Origin of the sequence: Ilumatobacter nonamiensis YM16-303, assembly GCF_000350145.1 — a bacterium.
GTDB lineage: Bacteria > Actinomycetota > Acidimicrobiia > Acidimicrobiales > Ilumatobacteraceae > Ilumatobacter_A > Ilumatobacter_A nonamiensis.
This window is the reverse complement of sequence record NZ_BAOL01000025.1, coordinates 1-22,128: the sequence shown is the minus strand read 5'-3', so window position 1 is coordinate 22,128 and position 22,128 is coordinate 1. Positions and strand designations below refer to the sequence as shown.

Sequence of the window (22,128 nt, the reverse complement as noted above, 5' to 3'; positions counted from 1 at the left end):
CTGCAGGCTACGAGAGCCGCGAGGTCACGCCGGTGACGGGACCGCGTCGTACGCGACGTGGTCCCCCTCGGCGACGACTCCGTCGGCACCGATGATCGCCTCGATGACCGTCGCGTCCGCCTCCACGCGACCCATCACGAGCGACGATTCGACCTGCGCACGAGCGCCGATGAACGCGCCGGGCAACACGACCGTGTCGACCACGGTGGTTCCCGCTTCGACGACCGCTCCCGGCCCGACGATCGTGTTCATGACCGTCGCCCCGGGATCGACCTGCGCGTCGGGTGCGATCGCTTCGCAGCCGTCGTGGACACGGTCTTCGCCCAACAGGTCGAGGTTCGCCGCTCGGTACAGGTCGGGTACACCGGCGTCGATCCAGTAGTCGTCGGTGGCCAGCCCGTACATCGACCCCGCAGCGACCAGCTTGGGGAACGTGTCCCGTTCGATCGATGCCCGCTCGCCTGCGGGAATCAGGTCGAGGACCCCGGGTTCGAAGACGTAGGTCCCGGCGTTGATCAGGTTGCTCGGCTCGGTGCCCGGTGCCGGCTTCTCGACGAACTGATCGACGCGACCGGCGCGGCCGACGGCGTCGACCAGGTCGACGACGCCGAATGCCGACGGATCGTCGACGCCGGTGAGGTGAATCGTTGCGTCGGCACCCGCCTCACGGTGCGCCTCGACGAGCACGGCCACGTCGAGATCGGTCATCACGTCGCCGTTGGCGACCACGAACGTCGAATCGATCCCGGCGGCGTCGGCGGCGAAACGAATCGCGCCCGCCGTGTCGAGCGGTTCCGGCTCGACGGCGTACGTGACGTTGACATCACCGCACCGGTCGTCGGGGAACGCCGCATGGAACGGCTCCGGCTTGAACCCGAGCGCCAACACCACATCGGTGACACCGCCCCGGCCGAGCCGTTGGATCAGCCGCACGATCATCGGGACGTGCCCGACGGGAAGCATCGGTTTCGGGATCTGCTCCGTGAGCGGACGAAGCCGGGTGCCGAATCCGCCGACGAGGACGACGGCGTGCATCAGCTGTCGGCTTCGTCGGTCGGAGCGTCGGTGCTCTGGGACTCGACCGCGCTCGACACCGCCGGGCCGACGTCCTCCTGCTCGATCAACTGCGTGCCGACCGTGACGTCACCGTCGGGCGTCACGTCGACGCCGGGGAAGAGCTCGGTGCTGGTCTGCTGCGCCTGGTCGTTGAGGGCGTTCTCGTCGAATCCCTCGACCGACGGTGGCTTGCCGACGTCGGTTCCGTCGGGCACGAACGCGATCGAGACGACCATCGCGTCCTTGTTGAGCGCGATGTCGTCGAATCCTGCGATGAAGGTGGTTCCGTCGTCGGTGTCGCTGAGGTTGTCCCACCGTGTCACCTGGAGCTGGCCGGTCTCGGTTTCGCCGTCGATGGTGCACTCGGTTTCGCCGGTCTCGAAGCGTCCGGTCTCCTGGAACTCCTCGGGCAACTGCGCCCGCTGGTCCTCGGGGAACTGCAGGACGTCGTTGGTCAGCTCCACGTCGTAGACGTCGAGGAAGACACCGAGGGTGGCGTTGCGACCCACCGAGGCGGACGAGAAGGCGTGCCAGTGGATCAGACCGTCGTCGTGGCTGTGGATCCCTGTCCGTGCGTATTCGACGTTGGTCGGGCGCCCGTCGGCGTCCTGTGCCTCACCGTCTCCTTCGAGTGTGATCCACGTGTCGCAGATGTAGAAACCGTAGGCGTGGTGCCAGTGATCGTCGATCGTGGGCGCCGACGCATCGGCCGCGGGCCGGGACTGGCGGGCGTAGACGACGAGTGCCGAACCGAGCACGACGACGAGCGCGACGATCAGCGGAAACAGCGTCCCGTTCTGGAAGCGAACCTTCTGGCCCTTGCCCTTCTGGGCCAGGCGCGCAGCCTTCTTGGTGGATGACGAGGAGGGTGCCACGACCTGGCAGGCTAGCGGTCGGGTGCCGATTTCGGGGTGCGGCGCCAGCGCGGTCGTCGGCGTCGCCGATCCGAGCCGAGTTCGGCGATCAGCGCGTCATAGGAACGCCCGACCGCCGCCGGCGAGGCGTGATCCACGACCCATCGGCGGCCGGCCTCGCCCATCGCCACGGCCGCCTCGGGGTCGGCGAGCAGGGTGGTCAGTGCCGCGACGAATGCGTCGACGTCGTCGGGGGCCACGGCGATGCCGCCGCCCGAGTCGGCCAGGATCTGCGGCACGGCCGTCCCCGCGTCGATCGCTGCGAGGACCGGCCGCCCGGCGGCCATGATCGAGTAGGTCTTCGATGGTACGGAGACCCGCGCGAGGCCCGCCTTCAACGGCACGACGTGGATGTCGCCCGTCGCGAGCAACTCCCCGAGCCGCGACTCGTCGACGTACCCGCGGAAGACGACGTTGGGAAGGTCGGCCGCGGACGCCTCGAGTGATGCTCGCGCCGCGCCGTCACCGTTGATCAGGAACATCACATCGGGGAGCAGTCGTGCGGCGCCGACCATCAGCTCGAGCGACTGCGAGAACCCGACGTTGCCGCCGTAGAGCACGACTGGACCGTTTCCGAGGTCGAGTTCGCTCCGAGACGCGGTGTTCCGGTCGAGGGGTCGGATCACGTCGGTGTCGACGAAGTTCGGGATCTCGTGGACGCGTGCCCGGAGCGGGTCGGGAAGCTTGGAGCGGACGTTGTCGGCCAGGTCGACCGAGAGCACCGTGACCGCATCGGCTGCTCGATAGCTGATCCGCTCCAACCATTCCGCCACGCTGATGACGCGACGATTCGTGATCGCGCCCGTCTCGATCGCCGCGTCGGGAAACACGTCCTGGATGTTGAAGATGAGCGGCGCCCGACGCAGCGTGGCGACGATCCGCCCGGTGAGCCCGAGGGTCAGCGGGGGCGACATCGCGATCACCACGTCGGCACGTCGGAACCAACCGGCGGTGCGCAGTCCCTGGATGCCGGCCAGCGCCGAGTATCCGACAAAGCCCACGGCACGCCGGAGCAGATTGCTCTTGTCGTCGCCGGGGAACGGGTGGACCCGGGTGATCGACCCCCACTCGGTCTGCTCCCGGCGGATCCAGCGGCCGGTCCAGCCGGGTTCGATCGCGTGAGAGCGGTACCACGGCAACGACGTGACGACGTGCACCCGGTGGCCGAGCGCGACCAGTTCGGCGACGATCCGGGTCATCACCGTGCCGGTCGGCGCACTGTCGGGTGCGAAGTGCGGGCAGAGAACGATGATGCCGACCGAACCCGTTGCGCCGGGCCGCCGCTTCATCCGGTCACCTCGAGTGCTCGGCGATACGCCGCGGCGAGTCCCGTGCCCGACGTACGAGCGGTGAAGTCCTGCGCTCGCCGCCGACCGGCGGCGCGCATCTCGTCGCCGTCCCTCGCCACTAAATCGAGCGCATCCGCCCACGCCTCGTGGTCGAGCGCGAGCACGAGACCCGCGTCGGCGACGACCTCGCTCAACGCCGGCTGGTCGGAACAGATCACCGGAGTGTCCAATGCCATCGCCTCGACGACGGGCGCTCCGAAACCCTCGTACTCGCTCGGAAACACGAGTGCGTCGGCGATCCGGATCAAACCGTCGCGATCGGCGTCGTCGACGCGTCCGGCGAACACGACTCGATCCGCCAGGCCTCGCCGCGCGACCTCTCGACGAATGTCGGCGTCGGCCGCCCCTGGGCCACCGAGGAACACGAGGCGCAGCGCGGGGTCCGGCCAGTGCCGTGCGAGGACATCGAGCAGGAAGCGATGCCCCTTGTGAGGATGCGTGATCGCCGGCAGCACGAGCACCCGCCCGTCACCGAGCCCGTAGTCGCGGCGGAGCACCTGTTCGGATCGCGCCCGCTCACCGAGGTCGGGTTCGACACCGTGCGGAACGACGACGACCCGCTCGGGGTCCAGCCCGAACCGGCCGATCACCGTGCCGCGGACGTACTCGGTCGGTACGGCGACCACGGCCGCGCGGGCAACCGAGCGGGGCATCATCGTGCGCAGGTACCGCAGCTTCGTGGCGCTGGTGTAGTGCGGGAACGTCTCGTACTGCAGATCGTGCACCGTCAGCACGATCGGACGACCACCGCGCGACGGCGCCGTCCCTCCGCCGTGATGCACCAGGTCGGCCGATTTCGTCCGCCGCGCGAGCCACGTGTGCTCGGTGAGGACACGTCGCGCTCGGTCGGTGCCGTCGATGGAGGCGGTGACCGCCGCGAACCGTGCCGTCAACTCGGGGTGGGCGTCGACGAACGACGGGAGGCAGTAGATCGTCGGAGCGAACTCCGTGGTCTCGGCGCCCAGGCCGTCGAGTTGGCGAGTGAGGTACTGCTCGGAACCACCGACCTTTCCCGGCACGCACCACAGCAGGTTGACGGCGACGTCGACCGTCATCCGACCAACTCCCGATACACGTCGGCCGTCGCGCGCGCGGCGTTCGTCCACGACAGTTCGCCGGCACGTGCTCTGGATGCCGCCACCATCTCCGGTGCGCGGTCGAGCGCTTCGAGCACGGCCCGCGCGATGTCGTCGACGTCGAACGGGTCCGCGAGGACCGCCGCTCCAGCCGCGACCTCCTCGGTCGACGTGCCGCGACTGGTGACCACGGCGGTGCCCTGGGCCATCGCCTCGATCACGGGAAGCCCGAACCCCTCACGCTCACTGGGATACGCGAACACGGTTGCCGCCGCGTACAACCCGCGCAGCTCGGCGTCGGTCACGGTGCCGACGAAACGCACATCGACAGGCGCCCCCGTCAACGCCTCGTCGACACGCTCGCGTTCGTCGCCCCAGCCACCGGCACCGGCGACGACGAGCGGTGTGGTTGCACCGACTCGTCGCATCGCATCGACCAGGCGGCGCAGATTCTTGCGCGGCTCGAGGGTGCCGACGAACAGGACGAACCGCTCCGGCAGGTCGAAGCGGCGAACGACGTGATCGACCTCCCCGGCGGTGGCGGTGACGACGTCGACGCCCAGTGGGACGAACCGCAGTTGCTCATCGGAGAAGCCCAGCTCACGACAGTCGGCAATGGTCGCCTGACTCGGGCAGAGCACACGTGCCGCCCGTCGCTCGATCACGTCCAGGCTGCGTTGCATCGACCTTGCCCCGTGCTTCGTGAATTTCTCGGGGCTGTGGACGAACGCCACGTCGTGCACGGTCACCACGAGCGGAGCAGAGGTACCGCACGGGATGAGGCCGGTCGCGTGCGCCACGTCGATCGGCCCGATCACCGCCTCGACCTTCGGCCAGTTGAACCGCGTCCACGTTTCGTAGAGCAGTGGTCGTGCGAGCGGCAGCATGGCGACCGAACCCTCCGGGCGAAAGATCGGTGGTGGCACGGCGGCATGTTTGCCCGCAACCTGGTGGAGGTCGATCTCCCCCGCCAGCTCGCGGTCTCGCTTCAGCTCCCGAGCGATCCGGAGCGCGGCGATGGCCGTACCACCGGGACTGTCGTGCCAGCACTGCTCCAGCGTGTAGGCCACGCGCAGCGGTGCGGTCGAACTCGAATCCACGGCGCGCAGTCTCGCAGCTCGGTTCGTTTCGCGCGACGCTTCTCAGAGAACGCCGGCAGCGCGAGCCGGTTCCGCGTACCAGTCGGCGAGCGAATCGACGGTCTCGTGGGCGTTCAACCCGCTCGGGTTCGGCACGACCCAGAGCCGACTTCCCTCGAAGGCGCGTGCTTGCTCGCCCATCGTGGCCTTCGGTTCGCCGAACGCGGTGCGGAAGGCGGTGACGCCGGCGACGGCCACGACCCGCGGCTGATGTGTCCGCACGAACTCGCGCAGGACTTCGCCGCCGTCGATCAGCTCCTGTTTCGTGAGTTCCGACGCCTTGGCGGTCGCCCGATGCGCGACGTTCGTGATCCCGATCCCCCGCTCGATCAGGTGCGCCCGGTCGGCGTCGGACATCCCCGTTCCGCGATCGATCTCGCGCTCGATGATCCCGGCCTGCAGCAGCGCCGGATAGAAGCGGTTGCCGGGATAGGCGAAGTGGGTCCGTGTGGCCGCGGTCCAGAGCCCGGGGTTGATGCCGACGAACAGCAGCCGCAGGTCGGGCCCCACGAGGTCGTCCACGGTGGCGCCGATGAACGATTCGAGTTCTGCTCGCGTGAAACCCACGACCGGCTACAGGCGCTCGACGAGTTCGCTCAGGGGTTCGCGGAAGTCCCGCATCGGTCGATGACCGAGCGCACGCCAGCGCACGTCGTCGAGCACGCTGTTCGCGGGTCGGGGCGCCGGTCGGGGTGGATCGAGCTCTGCGGTCGAGATCGGCCGAACTCGATCGGGATCGTGCCCGGAAGCGGTCAGTGTCGCGCGAACGAACTCGTACCACGAGACGGCTCCCGAGTTCGTCAGGTGGACGACGCCACCGGGGCGCTGTTCCGCGAGCGCGACGAGTGACGGCGCAAGATCAGCGGTGAACGTCGGACATCCGCGCTGGTCGTCGACGAACGCGAGCGGGGTGTCTCCGGCGGCGAGCCGGATCACGAGTTTGACCATGTTGTTGCCGTGCTCACCACAGACCCACGACGTGCGCACCACCGTGGCATCGTCGCCCAGCTCGTCGAACGCGGCGCGCTCCCCGGCCAGCTTCGTCCGTCCGTACACCGACTGCGGGTTCGTCGTGTCGTCCTCCCGGTAGGGACGATCGAGGGTGCCGTCGAACACGTAGTCGGTGCTGATGTGGATCAGGTGCGTCTCGTGTCGAGCACAGGCGCGAGCCAGGTGCCGGACACCGTGCTCGTTGATGGCCGTGGCGACGTCGACCTCGTTCTCGCAACGATCGACGGCCGTGAACGCTGCACCGTTGATCACCACGTCGGGCTTCGTGGCGGCGAGCGCGCGGTCGACAGCGGTTGCGTCGGAGATGTCGAGCATCGCTCGGTCCCTCCCGTCCACCTCGTGGTCGGTGTCGGCGAGGTGCGCGACCACGTCGGTACCGAGTTGGCCGGCAGCGCCGGTGACCAGGAACTTCACGGCATCACAGGGCGGCGCGAGCCTTGAGCGGTTCCCACCATTCACGGTTCTCGCGATACCACTCGACCGTCGTGGCGAGGTTGTCGTCGAAGCTCCGCGAGAGCGACCATCCGAGATCGGTGATCTTCGAGATGTCGACCGAGTAGCGCCGGTCGTGGCCCTTCCGGTCCTCGACCGGGCGGATGAACGACTCGTCGCGCCCGCACAGTTCGAGCAGGCGATGCGTGAGCTCGACATTCGTCAGTTCGTTGCCGGCGCCGATGTTGTACACCTCGCCGACCGTGCCCTGCTCCAACACGAGGTGAGCCGCAATGTTGTGATCCTCGACGTGGATCCAGTCCCGGATGTTCAGTCCGTCGCCGTACAGCGGCACCTGCCGGCCGTCGATCAGGTTCGTCGTGAACAGCGGGATCATCTTCTCGGGGAACTGGTACGGCCCGTAGTTGTTCGAGCACCGGGTCACGACGACGGGCAAGCCGTAGGTGACGTGGTAGCTGAGGGCGATCAGGTCGGACCCGGCTTTGGCCGCCGAGTAGGGCGAGCGTGGTTCGAGCGGGTCCGTCTCCTTCGACGACCCCTCCTCCACCGAGCCGTACACCTCGTCGGTCGAGATGTGCAGGAACTTGCCGATCCCCACCTGGTTCGCGACATCGCACAGCACGTTCGTCCCGACGCAATTGGTGCGGACGAACGCCGATCCATCGGCGATCGAGCGGTCGACGTGCGTCTCGGCGGCGAAGTGGACGACCGCGTCGTGTCCGTCCATCGCCGTGGCCACGTCGTCGCGGTCGCAGATGTCGGCATGGACGAACTCGCATCGCGAGTCATCGAGCACGTCGCGGATCGACGCCAGGTTCCCCGCGTACGTGAGGGCGTCGTAGATCGTGACCTCGTGGTCGGTCGAGTCCAGCACGTGGCGCACGTAGTTCGAGCCGATGAATCCGGCGGCGCCGGTGACGAACAGTTTCATGCAGGAGTCTCCGAACGTGGGAGATCGAAGAGGTCTGGCTGATCCGTGAGCAGCGGCGCTTCGGCGTCGCGCTCGGAGACCATCGGGTCGGCTCCGGCGAGCTGCCAATCGATGCTGAGCGTCGGATCGTCCCACCGGATCGAACGTTCGCGTTCCGGCGCATACGGAGCGGTCACCTTGTACGCGACATGAGTGTCGGGTTGGAGGGTGACGAAACCGTGTCCGAAACCTGCCGGGACGAGCAGCTGATTGCCGGCGTCGCCCGTCAACGTGACCGTGACGTGCTCGCCGAACGTGGGCGAACCGCGCCGCAGGTCGACCGCCACGTCGAGCACCGACCCGCGCACGACCCGCACGATCTTGTCCTGTGCGAACGGCTCCAGTTGGTAGTGGATGCCACGCAACGTACCGACGGCGGCCGAGAACGACTCGTTGTCCTGGATGAACGGGCGGACGATCCCCGCCTCCGCCATCGCCGACGCGGTGAAGACCTCGCTGAACCAGCCTCGGGCATCACCGTGGCGGACCGGTTGGATCTCGACCACGTCGCCCAGCGCCGTCGGAACGAGCTTCATCGGCCGAACCCGTCGACCAACGCGAGCAGGTACTGGCCGTAGCTGTTCTTCTCCATCGCCGTTCCCGCGGCCCTCACGGTCTCGTCGTCGATCCACCCCATCTCCCAGGCGATCTCCTCGAGGCAGGCGATCTGGCGGTTCTGGCGGTGTTGGATCACGCGGACGAACTCCGACGCCTCGATCATCGAATCGAAGGTTCCGGTGTCGAGCCAGGCATGACCGCGGTTGAGTTTCTCGACCCGGAGGTCGCCGCGCTCGAGGTAGTACTCGATCACCGACGTGATCTCCAGTTCCCCGCGCGCCGACGGCGTCACACCGCGCGCCGCGTCGACGACGCGGTCATCGAAGAAGTACAGACCGGTGACGGCCCAGTTGCTGCGCGGTTCCTTCGGCTTCTCCTCGATCGAGACGGCCATGCCCTCGGCATCGATCTCGACGATCCCGTAGCGCTGGGGATCGTTCACCTGGTACCCGAAAATGGTGGCACCCGAAGCCTGCGCCGACGCGGCCGCCACGGTGTCGGAGAACCCGGCGCCGTAGAACATGTTGTCGCCGAGGACGAGCGAGGCGCCGCCACCGTCGAGGAAGTCGGCCCCGATGAGGAACGCCTGGGCGAGTCCTTCAGGACGTTCCTGGACCGCGTAGTCCAGCCGCATTCCCCACTGCGAGCCATCGCCGAGCAGCCGCTGGAACGACCCCGCATCCTCCGGTGTCGTGATGATCAGCACCTCGCTGATGCCGGCCAACATCTGCACCGACAGCGGGTAGTAGACCATCGGCTTGTCGTAGACCGGAAGCAGCTGCTTCGAGGTCCCGAGCGTCACCGGATGGAGCCGTGAGCCGGTTCCCCCGGCGAGCACGATTCCCTTCATCGACTGTTCTCGCACTTCACGCCGTCACCATAGACCGGGCCGGCGCTCAGCCGGCCGGGAGCGTGGTCGGCGGAAGCGGACCGGTCCCGCGGAAGTAGTTCAGGATGTCTTCGGACTCCCGGGTGGGCTGCACGACGAGCACCGACTTCCCGTCGATGGTCGCGCCGTCCACCGGCAGGGTGTAGGTGGTGAGCCCGGTCCCGAACGCCTTGCGCAGGGTGCCGGCAGCGGCCAGCGGGTCGAGGTTGGGATCGAGCCGAAGCGAGCCGGACGTGGCGTTGATCAGGTCCGACGCGAGGAACGGATCGGCCTGGAGTTCGCTCAGCGTTTCGTTGACCGTGGTGGCGATGAACTGCTGCTGGCGCTGAACTCGACCGATGTCGGCCGTGCCGTCGGTCTGCCAGTCGCCGTCGCGGAACTCCTGGTAGGTACGGCTGCGGGCGTAGGCCAGGGCCTGGTCTCCGGTGAGGTTGTTGCAGCCGGCGGGCTGGTTCAGCCCGCTCTTCACGTCGCGGACCGGGTAGTCGAAGCAGATCGTCGTCCCCCCGATGGTGTCGACGATCTGTTTGAAGCCGGTGAAGTCCACGTCGACGACGTGGTTGATCGGGATCCCGTAGTTCTGGGTGATCGTCGCGGCGAGTACGTCGGCGCCGCGGTTGTAGGCGGAGTTGATCCGGTCCTGCTGGCCCGTGTCGGCCATCGTCACCCACAGGTCACGGTTGAGGCTGAGGATCGCGGCACCGTTGCCGTCCTCCTCCTGGCGCAGGATCATGATCGTGTCGCTGCGACGTCCCGTGACGTCGGTCTCGCTGCCGATCGTGGCCGTCTCGTCGGTCTCCCCGTCGATCCCTTCGCGGGAGTCGGATCCGATCAGGAGGTAGTTCACCGCGGGGCCGTCCACGGCGGCCAGAATGTCGTCGAGGTCCTCGATGCGATCGACGTTCTCGACCTGCCGGTCGGCGGCGGTGATCACGCCCGCCGCACCGACGACCGCGAAGATCGCAGCGAACAGGGCACCGAGGCGCGTGGACGTCCGGCGACGCGGGCGGGCGCGCGGAAGATCGTCGTGCCGCATCTGCATGAGCGAAACGCTAGACGGCGCTCACCCCGCCCCCACGGCAATCAGCAGATCATCATCCTGGGCGGAGGTGAACGATGTCACCGACATCGAGCGTCATCCGACCGGATTCCGAGGACTCGACGATGAGGCGACCACCTTCGTCCAGGTCGACCGCGACGGCGGTGAGCGTCGTTCCGCCGGGCAGTTCGATGCGTACGTCCAGCCCCAACGTCGACAGGCGCTCCCGGTAGCGGGCGACAACATCACCGCTCGCCAGAATCTCGTCGAGCGCGCTCAACAGGCACTCGAGGAACGTGGCGGGGTCCGTGTCCAGGTCCAAGTCATCGCGCAGGCACGCTGCGCCCTCGGGTGCCCACCCCACGTTCAACCCGATCCCGACGACCACCGCGCCCGACACCGTTCGCTGGGACAGGACACCCGACAGTTTCCTCCCGTCGAGCAACAGGTCGTTCGGCCACTTGAGTTCGAGCCTTCCGTCGAGACCCCGGCCGGCAAGTTCTTCGACAGCCGTGAGTGAGGCCACTGCGACGGCCTGCGGAAGCTCCGTCGGTACCGAGGGCGGGTCGGTGAACAGGATCGAGGTGAGCAGGTTCGTCCCGGGCGGTGCGTCCCACCTCCGATCGAGCCGTCCGCGGCCCGCAGTCTGGTGATCGGTGCGCAAGACGGTGCGATCCGCGGCCGCTCCGCTGTCGGCGCGTTCGATCAGGTCGGCGTTGGTACTTCCCGTCTCGGCGACGTGCTCGATCGTCCAAATGCCAGCGAAGTCGGTCACGGCCCCTACATTTGCACTCGTGCTCAAGAAGATCCTGATCGCCAACCGAGGCGAAATCGCCGTCCGTGTCATTCGAGCTGCCCGGGAGATGGGCATCCAGACGGTCGCCGTCTATTCCGAACTCGATCGTGACTCCCTCCACGTACGCATCGCTGACGAGGCCTACGCGCTCGGTGGCACCACCGCAGCGGAGAGCTACATCGACTCGGACAAGCTGCTCGACGCGATCCGGACCAGTGGCGCCGACGCCGTACACCCGGGCTACGGCTTCTTCAGCGAGAACCCCGATTTCGCACGCGCCGTGGCGGCGCTCGGCGTCGAGTTCATCGGCCCACCGCCAGAAGCGATGGACGAGATGTCCGACAAGGTGTCGAGCCGTCAGGCTGCGGTCCGCGGAGGAGCGCCGATCGTGCCCGGGATGACCGAGTTCGCGACCGGGCCCGACGACGTCCGGGCGTTCGCCGACGAGTTCGGCTGGCCGGCGGTCATCAAGGCCGCGTTCGGTGGCGGTGGACGCGGGATGAAGATCGTCCACTCCGCCGCGGAGGTCGACGACGCGTTCGCGTCGGCCCAACGCGAGGCCAAGAGCTTCTTCGGCCGTGACGAGGTCTACGTCGAGCGCTACCTCACGTGGCCGCGCCACGTCGAGATCCAACTCGTCGGCGACAAGCAGGGCAACTGTGTCTGGGTCTCCAGCCGTGACTGCTCCGCACAGCGCCGACACCAGAAACTGGTCGAGGAAGCTCCTGCACCCGGACTGCCCGAGGGCGTCGAAGAGGCGATGGGTGAAGCCGCGGTCAAGGCGGCCAACGCGGTCGGCTACTACGGCGCCGGCACCGTCGAGTTCATCTATCAGGACGGCGAGTTCTTCTTCCTCGAGATGAACACCCGCCTCCAGGTCGAACACCCCGTGTCCGAGATGATCACCGACATCGACCTCGTGGAGTGGCAGATCCGTGTCGCTGCGGGCGAGGAACTCCCGATGACCCAGGAGCAGGTCAACGAGGCACGTCGGGGCCACTCGATCGAGATCCGCATCAACGCCGAGGACCCGGCGGGCGGCAAGTTCCTCCCGTCACCGGGCCCGATCACGTCGCTCGTCCCGCCGGACGGCTTCGGCGTTCGCTTCGACACGGGCTACATGTCCGGCGACGAGGTCAGCCAGTACTACGACAACCTGGTGGGCAAGCTCGTCGTGTGGGGTCGTGATCGCGATGTGGCGATCGCGCGCACCATCCGCGCGCTCGACGAACTGGTGGTCGAAGGTGTGGCCACGACCATCCCCGCAGACCTCGCGATCCTGCGTCACCCCGACTTCGCCGCGATCACCCACTCGACGAAGTGGGTCGAGGAAACCCTCGATCTGTCGGACGTGTCGGCCACACCGGCCGCCGCGCCCGCGAGTGACGACGAGGACGCACCGCCGCTGGTCCGTCGCGACACGACCGTCGAGGTCAACGGCAAGCGCTTCGACGTGGCGATGTGGGTTCCGGAGCAGCCGGCCGTCGTCGCCGGCGGCGCGGCAGCACCGGCCAAGAAGCGTGAGAAGCGCGCCGCGTCGAGCGGCGGCGGAGCTGCGGCGAGCGGCAGCATCGAAGCCCCGATGCAGGGCACGATCGTCAAGATCCTCGTCGAGGTCGGCCAAGAGGTGGAGGCCGGGGCCGGCGTCCTCGTGCTCGAGGCGATGAAGATGGAGAATCAGATCAACGCCGAGAAGGCGGGCACCGTGACGGAGATCAAGGTCGCCGCCGGAGACACCGTCGGCGGCGGCGACATCCTCGCCGTCATCGAATAAATGCAGTAGGCCTCACCACGGAACCGCCTCGCCGCGCCGGTCGGCGCTCTCCAATTCCCGGAGGTGGCGCAGCTTGACGAGGATTTCGCGGTGCTCCCGACACGGCCCCGAGGCCTTCTCCGGAAGCGTTGGCGGCATCAAGCTTTCCACCGATGCCGGTCGGTCGTAGCGCTTCTGCACCGCTTGGCGGCTGATACCGAGGATGCGGCCGATGCCGGTCCACGACGCGCCGCCCGCCCGCCCGCATCCGATGGACGAGGCGGCGCTCCAACCAGGGCAGGTAGAGATCGTCCAACACCCGGAGCGCCGCGAGCCCCCGCCGCGGCGACTCGCGGAGGATCTCGTGGAGCAGATGCGCGAGTTCTCGCTCGAACGCCGTCGTGGGTGCCTCGATGATCGGCTTCATCCCTCGATGATCGCGACGGGGTGCGTCAGAGTTGCCGGGGAGCCGATCGACGGGAGTCCTCCGGTGAATCGTTCGACGGATTCGCAACCTGGGTTGCACCGAGCGCAACCCAGGTTGCGATTCTGCAGAATTCGTCCCCGGGACTCAGTCGATCACCCACCGAAGGTCGGGGCGGCGACCGTCGATCGACAGGCGACCGCAGGCTCCTCGCCTACTCGGCGGCTTCGGCGAGGGCTTCGCTGAGCGCGGGGTGCACGAGGATGCTCTCGACGAGGTCGGTGACGGTGAGGCCGGCGGTGACGGCGACGGCGATCACCGAGATCAGCTCGGCGGCGTGGCGGCCGACGATCGAACCGCCGAGGATGACGCCGGTGGCCGGATCGGAGATGATCTTGACGAACCCGCGGGTGTCGTTGTTGATCATCGCCTTGGCCGTGGCCGAGAACGGGACCTTCGTGACCCGGATCTTGCGGCCGGAGGCGAAGGCCTCGGCTTCGGCGAGACCGACGTCGGCGATCTCGGGCTCGGTGAAGATCGCCGAGGCGGCCTTGTCGTAGTCGAGGTGGCGATGGCTGCGGGTGTGCAGGCCCATCACGTGCTCGGCGACCTTTCGACCCTGGACCGACGCGACCGACGAGAGCGGCAGCTTGCCGCTGATGTCGCCGGCCGCGTAGATGTGGCCGACGTTCGTGACACAGTGGTGGTTGATCTCGACATATCCGCCACCGTCGACGTTCACGCCGGCCGCGTCGAGGCCGATGTCCGCAGTGTTCGGAATCGATCCGATGGCGAGGACTGCGTGAGATGACGTGACCGACCGGCCGTCGTCGCAGCGCACGACGACCTGCTCGCCGGCCGGGTCGGGCTGTCCGTCGGCGTCCACCCGCTCGATCGCCTGAGCTCGTGCGCCCATCAGCAACTTGACGCCCCGCCGCATGAACTCTTCCTCGAGCACCGCAGCGACCTCGGGGTCCTTTCCTGGCAGCACCTGCTGGCGGCTGACGACCAACGTCACGTCGGACGCGAACGACGAGAACATGTGGACGAACTCGACACCGGTGACGCCAGAGCCGACGACGGTCACGCTGTCGGGGAAGACGTTCGGCGGGTAACAGTCTCGCGTGGTGAGGATTCGGTCGCCGTCGGGCGAACACCACTCCGGGATCCGCGGGCGAGAACCGGTCGAGACCAGCGCCGAGTCGAACTCGATCTGCTCGGTCGTTCCGTCCTCGGTCGTGACCTCGACATGGTGGTCGTCGAGGAAGCGTCCACTGCCCGAGATCATGCGAATTCCCTGGCTGCTGAGGAGCTGCGTCGTGTTCGCGCTCATCTTCTCCTCGATCCGCTCGATCCGCGAGGTCAGTGCCCCGACGTCGATCGCCGGGGACTCGTTCTCGAGACCCATGCCCTCCGAGCGCCGCATGAAGCTCATCGCTCCCCCGGTGGCGATCATCGACTTCGACGGGATGCAGTCCCAGAGGTGCGCAGCACCTCCGATCACATCACGTTCGATCACGGTCACCTCCGCTCCCATCCGAGCGGCGTAGGTGGCGGCGACATTCCCTGCCGGTCCACCACCGATGATCACGAAACGTTCGGGCACGTGCTCAGGCTAGAGGTTGGAGCCGAATCGATGTGTGGGCCGTCGCTCGTGAATCGCTACGGTCATTCCATCGTGAGCGACGAACCCGATCCAGCAGAATCCGACGAACTCTCCGGGAGTGGTCTCGCCGCAGAGAAGGCGCGCCGGCTGGGACTGCTCGACGAGATGCGCCAGCAGGGTCTGAACCCCTACCCGTACCGCTTCGACCGCACCCACACGCTCGCCGAGGTCCGCCGGACGTGGGGAGAACTCGAACCCGGCGTCGAAACCGACGACGCGGTCTCGGTCGCCGGCCGGATCATGCTCAAACGGGATTCTGGCAAGCTGGTCTTCGCGACGATCCGGGATCGCTCCGGCGAAGTGCAGCTGTTCATCTCGAAGGCGGTCGTGGGCGACGATGCGTTCGCCGCAGCGAAGGCCCTCGACCTGGGCGACTGGCTGGGCGTCGATGGCACCGTGATGACCACTCGCAAGGGCGAACTCTCGGTCAAGCCGAGCGAGCTCGCGCTGCTCTCCAAGGCGATCCGACCGATGCCCGACAAGTGGCACGGACTCGCCGACGTCGACACCCGTTTCCGTCAGCGCTACGCCGACCTGATCGTCAACGAAGAGGCGCGTCGCAACTTCGAGATCCGCCACGAGACGATCGCCAGTTTCCGACGTACGTTGGCGACGCACGGGTTCATCGAGGTCGAGACCCCAGTGCTGCACCCCGAGGTCGGTGGCGCTCACGCCCGGCCGTTCACGACGCATCACAACACGCTCGACATGGATCTCTACCTGCGAATCGCCGTCGAGCTCTACCTGAAGCGACTGATCGTCGGCGGGATGGAGCGGGTGTACGAGATCGCGCGCACGTTCCGCAACGAGGGTGTGTCGACGCGACACAATCCCGAGTTCACGATGATGGAGCTCTACCAGGCGTTCGGCGACTGGAACGAGGTCATGGACATCAGCGAGGAACTGATCACGACCGCCGCGCGCGATGCGCTCGGGACGACCGTGATCGAGGTGCGCGGTGAATCGGTCGATCTCGCCGAATCCTGGCCACGCAAGCGGATGATCGACTACGCGTCGGAGGGCACCGGCGTCGAACTGCATCCGTCGATGCCACTCCTCGATGCGCGTCGTGTCGCCGCCGACCACGACGTCTTCGTCGAGGACCGGTGGGGCACCGGCAAGATCATCGAGGAACTCTTCGAGAAGACATCCGAATCGTCGATCGTCCGCCCGACGTTCGTGACCGGACACCCGGTCGAGATCTCGCCGCTGGCACGGGTCGACCGCAACGATCCGTACCTCACCGAGCGGTTCGAGATCTTCGTCGACGGCCGCGAGATCGGCAACGGCTACAGCGAGCTGAACGACCCGGTCGAACAGCGCCTGCGATTCGAGGAAGAACAGGCCGCGAAGGAAGCGGGCGACGCCGAGGCCGGAAGCCTCGACGAGGACTATCTTCGAGCACTCGAGTACGGCATGCCTCCCACGGGTGGCCTCGGGATCGGGATCGATCGCCTCGCGATGCTGCTCGCCGGCGCGGATTCGATCAAGGAAGTGATCCTCTTCCCGACGCTCCGACCCGAAGCAAACTGACCCAACCGCAACCGAAGGACTGATTGACGATGACACGCATGGCGTGGGGCGCTGGCCTCGCAACGGTCGACTCGAACGGGTCGACCCTCGACACCTGGTACCGCTGGCTCGGATGGGGCGAATTCGGCAACACCGAAATGGTCGCGAAGGGCATCGCCGACGAGATCGAGAACGGGCTCGGACGGCGCGACACGGTCGACGAACTCCGGAAGGTGACGATTCGTCCGGTCCGGATCTCGGTCGACGTCGACGAAGCCCCCGCGTCAGCGGAGGACGCGTATCTCCGCCTCCATCTGCTCTCGCACCGCCTCGCCGCTCCCCGCTCGATCGAGATGGACGGCACGTTCGGTGCACTCAACAACGTGGCGTGGACGAACCTGGGCCCGGTCGCGATCGGTGACCTCGACGACGTCCGCCTCGCCGTCAAGCAGGCGACCGACTCGCCGGTGCGGGTTCTGAGCGTGCACGGTCTCGACAAGTTCCCACGGATGACCGACTACGTCATTCCGTCCGGCGTCCGCATCGCCGACGCCGACCGCGTCCGGCTCGGCGCGCACCTGGCCGAGGGCACCACCGTGATGCACGAAGGCTTCTGCAACTTCAACGCCGGCACACTCGGCACCTCGATGGTGGAGGGTCGGATCTCGGCGGGTGTGGTCGTCGGCAACGGCTCCGACATCGGTGGCGGCGCGTCGGTCATGGGTTCGCTGTCCGGCGGTGGGACCGAGGTCATCTCCATCGGCGAGCGGTGTCTGCTGGGTGCGAACGCCGGCGTGGGCATCAGCCTCGGCGACGACTGTGCCGTCGAAGCCGGCCTCTACGTCACGGCATCCACACCCGTCATGACGCCGGACGGGGTGAAGCGCGGTCGCGAGATCTCCGGGATGGGCGGGTTGCTGTTCATCCGCGATGGACAAACCGGTCAGGTCATCGCCCGACCGCGCGCCAAGTCGTGGGGCGAACTCAACTCCGAGCTGCACTCCGGTCAGTAGCCGGCGCTTCGGTTCCCGCGGTCACACAGCGGTGGACGAAATCGAGTTTCGCGATCACGTCGGTCGACAACACGAACGGATACAGGTCGCCTTCACCGATCGACCGTGACATCGCATTGAGGCCGAGCGTCAGCCCGAGCCATGCCTGCACGGTCGGCCCGACGTCCACTCCCACGTCCGGGGTGTAGGTCTCCCGCGCCGCGGTCACGGCCGGTTCGCCGATCGTGATGCCGTAGGCCTTCGCCGTGTGGAGACCCGCACGGATGTGGAGATAGTGGGCGAACGTCTCCGCCCAGTCCTCCCACGGGTGCATCGTGGCGTACTCGCTGACGTAGCTGTCGACCCAGGATGTCGAGGCGTCGCCATCGGCGTAGTGCTGATCGAGCGCGTCCTGGTACGAGATCGTCTCGTCCCCGAACAGCTCGCGGAACCCCTCGACGCGGTCGGCGTCGACGACCAGACGCGGCCAGTAGTAGTGACCGATCTCGTGGCGCAGGTGGCCGAGCACCGTGCGGTACGCCTCGCCCATCTGTTGGCGGACGAACTCGCGGTGCGCGTCGTCGGACTCGGACAGGTCGAGGGTGATCACGCCGCCGTCGTGTCCGGTCATCACCTGCTGATTGCGCGACGACAGGAACTCGAACGCGACACCGCGCTCTTCGTCCTCGTCCCGCCCGACCACCGGCAGACCGATGATGTCGAGCTGATGCAACAGCCGCCGTTTCGCCTGCTCGGCGTCGGCGAACGCCTCGAGCGCGTCGACCTCGTCGTCGTTCGGCCGCACCGCGGTGAGGCGACAGCTGGCGCACAGTTCGCCCTCGTCGTCCTCGGTCAGGAGCCAATTGCATCGCGCGATGATCTGATTCGCACACCGCCGGTACGTTCGGCCGGGACGGTCGGCCCGCTCCATCGCCGCCGCCGTGATCATCGCCGTCGCATCGTCCTCGCCCTCGGGCGTTTCCAGGGCGACGAGCGCCCGTTCGGAGCGGAGATACCCGAGCGGCGAGCTGCAACGAAGGCACGTCGAGTTGTCGAAGAAGACGATCTGGCCGCAGACGGCGCAGTTGAAGGGCTGCATCAGCGGACGCTACCCGTCGAGGAACCCGGCGAAACGGCGCAGGTCGAGCGTCCGAGGATGCTCGACCGGGATCTGCACCGCGAGTTCGTCGATCGCCGAGACGTCGACGGTTCCCGGCGTGTGCCCGCGACGTTCGAATCGGCTGCCGCGTCGCGTCTCGGCCTCCGTGGCGTTGACGGGGAACGACTCGTATCCGAGTCCACCCGGATGCACCACGTGATAGGTCGCTCCGCCCAGGGAACGCCGTGTCCAACGATCGACCACATCGAACGCCAACGGCCCGGTCTTGTCGATCGTCGGGTGCAGCGCCGACCACGGTGCCCACGCTTTGAAGCGGACGCCCGCGACACTCGTTCCCGCCGTCGCCGACGCGCGCAACGGAAGCGGGACCCCGTTGCAGGTCACCACATGACGTTCGGGGTTGACGCCGTCGACCTGCACCTGGAGTCGCTCGACCGACGAGTCGACGTATCGAGCGGTCCCGCTGCCCGACGCCTCCTCGCCCAGCACGTGCCAGGGCTCGATCGCCCGCCGGACCTCGAGGCGGACGTCATCGATGACCGCCTCACCGATCAAGGGGAAGCGGAACTCGAGGAACGGCTCGAGCCACGACGCCTGGAAGTCGATGCCGTGCGCCTGCAGGTCGGCGACGACATCGTGGATGTCGGAGCGCACGAAGTGCGGGAGCATGAACCGGTCGGACAACTCGGTGTCCCACCGGACGAGCGGGCCGCTGTACGGCTCCTCCCAGAACCGGGCGACGAGCGACCGCACGAGCAGTGCCTGCACGAGCGCCATCTGGGCGTGGGGTGGCATCTCGAACGCACGCAATTCGAGGATTCCGAGTCGCCCACGTTCGGAGTCGGGGCTGAACAGCTTGTCGATGCAGAACTCGGACCGGTGGGTGTTGCCGGTCAGGTCGACGAGCAGGTGGCGGAGCAGGCGGTCGACGATCCACGGCGGAGCCGTTCCGTCGTCGCCGGTCGCGCGCTCGAGTTCCGCGAACGCGATCTCGAGTTCGTACAGCGTGTCGGCACGACCTTCGTCGACGCGCGGCGCCTGGCTGGTCGGGCCGATGAACTGCCCGGAGAACAAGAACGACAGCGACGGATGATGCTGCCAATAGGTGACCATGCTGCGCAACAGATCGGGTCGACGGAGCAGCGGGCTGTCCGCCGGCGTCACCCCGCCCAGCGTGACGTGGTTGCCGCCACCGGTACCCGTATGGCTCCCGTCGAGCGCGAACTTCTCGGTCCCCAGCCGGGACAGACGCGCCTCTTCGTAGATTGTCTCGACGACCGTGCGCAGGTCGGCCCAGTTGCCGGTCGGCTGCACGTTGACCTCGATGACCCCGGGGTCGGGGGTGACCATCAGCATGTCGAAGCGCGGGTCACGCGGGATCGCGTACCCCTCGATCACCACCGGGATCTCGAGCTCGGCGGCCACCGACTCAATCACGCTCAACAGCTCGACGGCGCGCTCCGCCTCCTCCAACGGCGGGAGGAAGACCCGCACGTGCCCGTCGCGGGTTTCGACGGCGAGCGCCGACGGCGACGCGGGGTCGACCGCGCTCACGTCGGTGAAGTCGCGGCGATCGGAACGCACCGGGTCGGGCGTCACGCCGGGAACGGGAAGCGCCCCGCGCGTCTCGAAGGGCGAACGTTGGAACGGCGACGGGAACGGAACCCAGGTGAGCGAGTCGATCGGCAGGCGGAGCCCGATCGGTGAGTCGCCCGGTGTGAGATACAGCCGTCCGCGTCGCAGCGTCCATCGGGTGCTCTCCCAACCGTCATCGTCGTCCGACGGATGCATCGGCAGCACGTAGCCCGCTGGTTCGGCGACGGGGCCACTGAGCCGCTCGAGCAGCTCTCGCCGCGCGTCCGGTTCGGCGATCGCGTCGGCCTCGTCATCGGTGACGTCGACCTCGGGCGGCTCGCCTGCGGGCAGCCGCGCCTCGTTCCAGACCTGGTCGATCGGGTCCTCGAAGGCGGACAGCACGTCGGCCTCACCGAGACCGAATCGTCGGGCGATGCCGGCCATCACCGCCTCCGCGTCAGCGTTCGTGGAGGTGCCGGGTGACGAGGGATCGGCCAGCAGCGTCGGGTCGTTCCAGAGCGGCTCGCCGTCACGGCGCCACACGATGCCGATCTGCCACCGTGGCAGCGGTTCGCCGGGATACCACTTGCCCTGGCCGTACTGGACGACGCCTCCGACCGCGAACCGATCACGCAGACGCTCGGTGAGGTCGTGCGCGAGGGCGCGCTTGGCCGGGCTGTCGGCGCTGATGTTCCACTCGTCGCCGTCCATGTCGTCGATCGACACGAACGTCGGCTCGCCGCCCATCGTGAGGCGGACGTCGCCCGCATCGAGTCGTTCGTCGACCTGCTCGCCGAGCGCATCGATGGCGGTCCACTGCTCTGCGGTGTACGGCAACGTCACCCGAGGGTCCTCCCGGACGCGGCGCACGACGTTGGCGAACTCGAACTCGACCTCGGTCTTGCTCGTCGCTCCGGTGATCGGTGCCGCGGAGATCGGGTGCGGCGTGCACGCCAGCGGGATGTGGCCCTCGCCGACGAACAACCCGGAGGTGGGGTCCATCCCGATCCAGCCGGCGCCGGGCACGTACACCTCGGCCCACGCGTGGAGGTCGGTGAAGTCGGCGTCGGGACCACCGGGACCGTCGAGCGCGGGCTGATCACTCGTCAGCTGCACGAGGTAGCCGGACACGAACCGTGCCGCGAGCCCGAGGTGGCGCAGAGCCTCCACGAGCAGCCACCCGGTGTCACGACACGATCCGATCCCGCGTTCGAACGTCTGCTCGGGAGTCTGGACACCGGGCTCCATCCGTACCGAGTAGGCGATGTCCTCGTAGAGCCGCTGATTGAGCCCGACGAGGAAGTCCTGGATCCTGATCCGCTTCGAGCGATCGATGCCGTCGAGCCACTTCTTCATCAACGGACCTGCATGGTGAGCGGGCCGGAGGTACGCATCCAGGTCGCGGGCCGTCTGCGGGTCGTAGACGAACGGATACTTCTCGGCCGACTCCTCGACGAAGAAGTCGAACGGGTTGATCGCGGTCATGTCGGCAACGAGGTCGACGGTGATGTCCAGGTGGTCGGACGGTTCGTTGAACACGAGCCGCGCGAGGTAGTTGCCGAACGGATCCTGCTGCCAGTTCAGGAAGTGATCCTTCGGCGACACCTTCAGGCTGTAGGAGAGGATCGGCGTGCGCGAGTGCGGGGCCGGTCGCAGCCGGAAGATGTGCGGATGGATCGTGGTGGTCCGGTCGAACTTGTAGACCGTGCGGTGTTCGATGGCGACATGGATTCCCATGTGAGTTTCCTTTCGGCCTCATCGGTGTCAGGCACCCGATGAGGGAACTGGGGAGTGATCGTGGTGATCGCCTCATCGGGTGCCTGACACCGGATGGGC

The 22,128-nt window shown here is 67.5% G+C and carries 18 protein-coding genes; 3 read left to right on the top strand and 15 right to left on the bottom strand.

Annotated elements, in window-relative coordinates:
- Nucleotides 1-24: 24 nt before the first annotated feature.
- From ON45_RS03630 to ON45_RS03575, 12 genes are read right to left on the bottom strand one after another with little or no spacing between them, the layout of a single operon-like run.
- Nucleotides 25-1,035 (bottom strand): nucleotidyltransferase family protein, encoded by a 1,011-nt coding sequence (locus ON45_RS03630; protein ID WP_040492028.1) that lies wholly within the window; start codon nucleotides 1,033-1,035, stop codon nucleotides 25-27.
- Nucleotides 1,035-1,931 (bottom strand): hypothetical protein, encoded by an 897-nt coding sequence (locus ON45_RS03625; RefSeq protein WP_040492026.1) that lies wholly within the window; start codon nucleotides 1,929-1,931, stop codon nucleotides 1,035-1,037. The genes ON45_RS03630 and ON45_RS03625 overlap by 1 nt, the downstream gene beginning before the upstream one ends.
- Nucleotides 1,932-1,942: 11 nt before the next feature.
- On the bottom strand, nucleotides 1,943-3,259 hold the full coding sequence (locus ON45_RS03620; RefSeq protein ID WP_051062388.1) for a glycosyltransferase family 4 protein: 1,317 nt from the start codon (nucleotides 3,257-3,259) through the stop codon (nucleotides 1,943-1,945).
- A complete protein-coding gene (locus ON45_RS03615) occupies nucleotides 3,256-4,374 on the bottom strand; it encodes a glycosyltransferase family 4 protein (RefSeq protein ID WP_051062387.1) in 1,119 nt (372 codons plus the stop codon). The genes ON45_RS03620 and ON45_RS03615 overlap by 4 nt, the downstream gene beginning before the upstream one ends.
- A complete protein-coding gene (locus ON45_RS03610) occupies nucleotides 4,371-5,495 on the bottom strand; it encodes a glycosyltransferase family 4 protein (RefSeq protein WP_040492024.1) in 1,125 nt (374 codons plus the stop codon). Before ON45_RS03610 ends, ON45_RS03615 begins: the two co-directional genes overlap by 4 nt.
- Before the next feature lie 42 nt (nucleotides 5,496-5,537).
- Complete coding sequence (locus ON45_RS03605) at nucleotides 5,538-6,101, bottom strand: mismatch-specific DNA-glycosylase (protein ID WP_040492022.1); 564 nt, start codon at nucleotides 6,099-6,101, stop codon at nucleotides 5,538-5,540.
- Between the two features lie 6 nt (nucleotides 6,102-6,107).
- Nucleotides 6,108-6,959 (bottom strand): dTDP-4-dehydrorhamnose reductase, encoded by an 852-nt coding sequence (gene rfbD / locus ON45_RS03600; protein WP_040492021.1) that lies wholly within the window; start codon nucleotides 6,957-6,959, stop codon nucleotides 6,108-6,110.
- Between the two features lie 4 nt (nucleotides 6,960-6,963).
- Nucleotides 6,964-7,929 carry a dTDP-glucose 4,6-dehydratase gene (gene rfbB / locus ON45_RS03595; protein WP_040492019.1) on the bottom strand — a complete coding sequence of 322 codons (966 nt, stop codon included), beginning with the start codon at nucleotides 7,927-7,929 and terminating at the stop codon, nucleotides 6,964-6,966.
- Complete coding sequence (rfbC, locus tag ON45_RS03590; protein ID WP_040492017.1) at nucleotides 7,926-8,504, bottom strand: dTDP-4-dehydrorhamnose 3,5-epimerase; 579 nt, start codon at nucleotides 8,502-8,504, stop codon at nucleotides 7,926-7,928. Before rfbC ends, rfbB begins: the two co-directional genes overlap by 4 nt.
- Nucleotides 8,501-9,376: a glucose-1-phosphate thymidylyltransferase RfbA gene (gene rfbA / locus ON45_RS03585; RefSeq protein WP_040492050.1), complete on the bottom strand. Its 876-nt coding sequence runs from the start codon at nucleotides 9,374-9,376 to the stop codon at nucleotides 8,501-8,503. Before rfbA ends, rfbC begins: the two co-directional genes overlap by 4 nt.
- Before the next feature lie 46 nt (nucleotides 9,377-9,422).
- Complete coding sequence (locus tag ON45_RS03580) at nucleotides 9,423-10,457, bottom strand: LCP family protein (protein WP_040492015.1); 1,035 nt, start codon at nucleotides 10,455-10,457, stop codon at nucleotides 9,423-9,425.
- Between the two features lie 52 nt (nucleotides 10,458-10,509).
- Nucleotides 10,510-11,229, bottom strand: a complete 720-nt coding sequence (locus tag ON45_RS03575) for a biotin--[acetyl-CoA-carboxylase] ligase (RefSeq protein ID WP_051062385.1) — start codon at nucleotides 11,227-11,229, stop codon at nucleotides 10,510-10,512.
- Between the two features lie 19 nt (nucleotides 11,230-11,248).
- On the opposite strand from ON45_RS03575, the gene ON45_RS03570 reads away from it, so the two are divergent.
- The gene (locus ON45_RS03570; protein WP_040492046.1) at nucleotides 11,249-13,024 is read left to right on the top strand and encodes an acetyl/propionyl/methylcrotonyl-CoA carboxylase subunit alpha; all 1,776 of its coding nucleotides are present in this window, start codon (nucleotides 11,249-11,251) and stop codon (nucleotides 13,022-13,024) included.
- Nucleotides 13,025-13,641: 617 nt separating this feature from the next.
- Here the strand turns inward: ON45_RS03570 and ON45_RS03565 are convergent.
- Nucleotides 13,642-15,033: a dihydrolipoyl dehydrogenase family protein gene (locus ON45_RS03565; RefSeq protein ID WP_040492014.1), complete on the bottom strand. Its 1,392-nt coding sequence runs from the start codon at nucleotides 15,031-15,033 to the stop codon at nucleotides 13,642-13,644.
- Between the two features lie 72 nt (nucleotides 15,034-15,105).
- Between ON45_RS03565 and lysS the strand changes: the two genes are divergently transcribed.
- Both lysS and ON45_RS03555 read left to right on the top strand, forming a co-directional pair.
- Nucleotides 15,106-16,626: a lysine--tRNA ligase gene (gene lysS, locus ON45_RS03560; RefSeq protein ID WP_241432143.1), complete on the top strand. Its 1,521-nt coding sequence runs from the start codon at nucleotides 15,106-15,108 to the stop codon at nucleotides 16,624-16,626.
- Between the two features lie 29 nt (nucleotides 16,627-16,655).
- Complete coding sequence (locus ON45_RS03555) at nucleotides 16,656-17,618, top strand: DapH/DapD/GlmU-related protein (RefSeq protein WP_040492012.1); 963 nt, start codon at nucleotides 16,656-16,658, stop codon at nucleotides 17,616-17,618.
- Here ON45_RS03555 and ON45_RS03550 read toward each other — a convergent pair.
- Together ON45_RS03550 and ON45_RS03545 are read right to left on the bottom strand one after the other, a co-directional pair.
- Nucleotides 17,590-18,696: a zinc-binding metallopeptidase family protein gene (locus ON45_RS03550; RefSeq protein ID WP_040492010.1), complete on the bottom strand. Its 1,107-nt coding sequence runs from the start codon at nucleotides 18,694-18,696 to the stop codon at nucleotides 17,590-17,592. The two genes, ON45_RS03555 and ON45_RS03550, sit on opposite strands and share 29 nt — an antisense overlap.
- 9 nt (nucleotides 18,697-18,705) lie before the next feature.
- Nucleotides 18,706-22,029, bottom strand: coding sequence for a transglutaminase family protein (locus ON45_RS03545; RefSeq protein WP_040492008.1), 3,324 nt, complete (start codon nucleotides 22,027-22,029; stop codon nucleotides 18,706-18,708).
- Nucleotides 22,030-22,128 lie beyond the last annotated feature (99 nt).